Origin of the sequence: Leptolyngbya sp. FACHB-36 (assembly GCF_014695955.1) — a bacterium.
Classification (GTDB): domain Bacteria; phylum Cyanobacteriota; class Cyanobacteriia; order Leptolyngbyales; family Leptolyngbyaceae; genus FACHB-36.
In genome coordinates this window covers 1-3,388 of the sequence record NZ_JACJPG010000138.1, presented here as the reverse complement: position 1 = coordinate 3,388, position 3,388 = coordinate 1, and the positions used below count along the sequence as shown (strand labels likewise).

1 protein-coding gene and 1 pseudogene are annotated in these 3,388 nt (G+C 56.6%); one reads left to right on the top strand and one right to left on the bottom strand.

Going from position 1 to position 3,388, the window contains the following annotated elements; all coding sequences use genetic code 11:
- Positions 1–534: pseudogene (locus tag H6F43_RS01980) on the bottom strand (dihydroorotate dehydrogenase (quinone)); the annotation flags it as partial.
- 280 nt (positions 535–814) lie between these two features.
- Here H6F43_RS01980 and H6F43_RS01975 point away from each other — a divergent pair.
- Positions 815–3,388 (top strand): GAF domain-containing protein (locus H6F43_RS01975; protein WP_190340339.1); only part of this gene is annotated, 2,574 nt, incomplete at its 3' end.

The following is a 3,388-nucleotide window of genomic DNA, read 5'->3' as shown; positions in this document are numbered from 1 at the left end:
CGGCGTAACTTTAGACTTACCGAGGTTAATGCCGATCGGGAACGAGACAGGACTGTCTGAGTCGGAACTGTGAGGACCTTGAGAATGCGATCCCCAGCGATGCCGCAGGGTTTCTGCCATCGCTGGAGCACCGTGATTGTTGAAACCCATGCGGTTAAGGGCAGCCCGGTCTAACGGCAACCGGAACAGGCGCGGACGCGGATTTCCGGGCTGTGCTTGCAGCGTCACCGTACCTAATTCGGCAAAGCCAAACCCAAAGCTCGACCAGACGCCGGAAGCGACGCCGTCTTTGTCAAAGCCAGCCGCAAGCCCGATCGAATTAGCAAACTTCAATCCCCACAGCGACTGCTGCAATCGAGGATCGCTAAGGCAGTAAGATTGGCGCATTTGCTTTTGCGCCCAGCGCGTCGGCACAGAGTCGGCACGCCGATCGAGCCAGCCTAACCCCTGCAGAGTTGCCTGGTGTAGCCACTCTGGGTCAGCCTTTAGCCCAGAAAACAGAATCGGACGAACAGTCGTTTGATAAATATCCAATGAAGTGGGACCCAGCTCACAGTATTATCGATAACACTGCGGTACGCTACAGACCAAGCAATTTTGCGATCGCTATTCATGCTAGCTTGATTCGGGTGCGGCAAACCTGATTTATCGATCGGACCTTCCGCATCCGAGCTGAGCAAAATCTTAGCCCGCTTGCTACATAACCGATGAGCAGGGATGTACTACCGTTTGAGCCACCATCGCGTCCCCATGCGGAAACCAGCAAGGGCTTTTGGGTATTACTTTGGTAATAGCGCATTCATCGCTTCGTGACATGGTTCAACCCAAAGAGCCAAACGCATCAGACAAACAGTGGGTTTCCCTGGGGCGCACTCTACAAGTACTGCGAGAAGAGGCAGATGCTGAGGTATTACTCAGCACAACGTTGCGCTACTTGCAAATGGAGTTCGCTTACAGCCTGATTTGGATCGGACTGTACGACCACGTGGAGCATCGCCTCATCGGTAAGGGCGGCACGACTCCTGGTGGCGAAGTACCTATCTTAAAGCAGCGATTTCTCTTATCTCCTGGAGATCTGCTAGAGCAAGTTGTGATCCAGCAGCGTCCGTTAGCCGTGCCGGATCTGCGGGAAGAACTGCGGGCAGGAGAGTGGCGGAAGACCGCAAAAACCTTCAACATTCAGGGAACGGTGATCTTTCCCATCCGCCACCGCGATCGCTGCTTTGGTGTGGTGCTGCTGGGTTCTACGCTGTGGGGTGCTGCGCCTCAGACAGACGAAAAAGCGCGGCTGTCGATGGTGTTGGGAGAGTTGGCAGCGTCGCTGTCGCAGATCGAGGCAGATTGGCGACAGCAGCAAGCGAAGCAGCTCGATCAGCAACTTCTGGCGCTGCTGACGCACGTACGATCGATCTCTGGGTTGGGAGCGCGGTTGGAGGCGATCGTTCAAGAAACGCACCAATTTATTCAGCCCACCCGAACCAATCTCTACTGGTACGAGCGGGAACACCGCTACTTCTGGCGCAGAGTCAGCCATCAATCGCGTACGGGGGGATTCCACGAAACCGCTCAGTCGGTTTCAGGCATCACGCTTCAGGACATTAGCGCCTTTTACCAAGCACTGCTGACCGATCAGGTGGTCTCGATCGGCGAAGCGCACAGTTCTCTCCGCGCAGACGCCACTAGCCGCTTGATGCAGCAGATTCGAGCGCGCTCGTTGCTGGCAGCTCCAATCCTATTTCAGAACGAGCTACTGGGCTTTTTGGCAGTCGAAGGCACCGACGCGCGCATTTGGGCAGACGAAGAGCGCAACTTTATTCGCGTCGCCGCGCAAATCGTGGCGCTGACGGCTCCCCTGAATGAGCTAGAAGAGACAATCGCGCACCTCAAGCTAGATCGATCGCTGACCGCAGAAATTGCCCGTGTCATTTACGACGACGACGATTGGAAAGCGACGTTGAAATTCTCCGCTGAGCAGTTGTGCAAGCGGCTCCACGCCGATCGCTTTTTGGTGCTGCTCTACAACGAGGAGCGAGAGATTTTTGAAGTCTGCTACCAAAGCTTTCCGAAGAACCGTCGCCCATTCGCGCTGCCGCCAGACTCTTTGCACCCAGCCGACTGGCAGCTACTAGAAAAGAGCACCGAGGCGATCGGAATTGAAAACGTAGACGGCGATTTGAGGCTGCTGGCATGGCGCGATCGGTGGCTGGAGTTAGGGGTGCGATCGCTGATGGTGTGCACCACAACGGTTGGGCGGTTCCCAGAGGGCTTAGTGATTTTGGGTCACGAAACGCCCCGAACCTGGAATCGCACTGAGCAAGAACTCGTGCGAATCGTCAGCCAGCAAATCGGTTTGATGCTGCGTCAGTGGAAGCTGCAACAGTGCATCCAACAGCAGCAGAAGGTCAACCACGCCCTGCAAACCGGACTGACCCAACTGCGGCAGCTAGACCAGCTTGAGCACCTCGAACGAGCTGCCTTACAGCACATCGCTCAGGTGCTAAACGCTCCGATGACAGCGCTGATTGCTTGGTCGTCGGGGCGGACAGAGGGGCACGCTCTGACCTCGGCGATCGCCAACGATGCCTTTACCCTCAATCCCGATCAGGTCATTCCCATCCCTACGGACCCACTGATTCAAGCCGTCCTGCGGCACGACGGCTTGGAGCCGCTAACCCTTACGACCATTCCGGCAGCAAGCCGTCAGTGGCTTACAGGGGTTGGGATTGGACAAGTTCTCGCGATCGCCCTACGAACGCACCCTAACCATGAACCGACCGGAGTGCTGCTGGTTGGCGACACGATCGAACGGCACTGGACCGAACAGCATCGAGACGCTCTGGCTACGTTGGCTAGCCAGCTTGCTTGGTCGCGTCGCCATTTGATGTTGACTGAGCGGCTGTCGGATCAGCGGCAAGAGCTTGCCCAACTGACTTGGTACAAGCATCGCTGCGCAGAGGAAGCGTACCGATCGGTCTCGCTGCACTTAAAGCGACTCAGCGATCTGGGCAACCCCAAAGAGCCGCTCTACAGTACCCGTCAGCAGCAGATTCTGCGACAGGCTGCCGACGCCCTCGCTCCTCTATCTCAACTGGTGCAGTCGGACCTGTGGCAGCTCCCTTTGAAGGCTCAAGCGACTTCCTTGATTGGGCTACTAAAGCGATCGCTTGAGCGCGTAGACGGCGTCATGAAGCAGCGACAGCTTTGGTTTCAGGTGCACGACGAAACTAACCTGACGATCAGCGGCGATGTTAGCAAGATTGAGCTAGTGCTGTACGAGGTGCTGCTGAACGCTAGCCAACGATCGGCAATCGGCGGTCGAATTGATCTGTGGTGTCGTCAGATTGACAATCGCTGGCTAGAGCTGTCGATCACCGACAGCGGCACGATC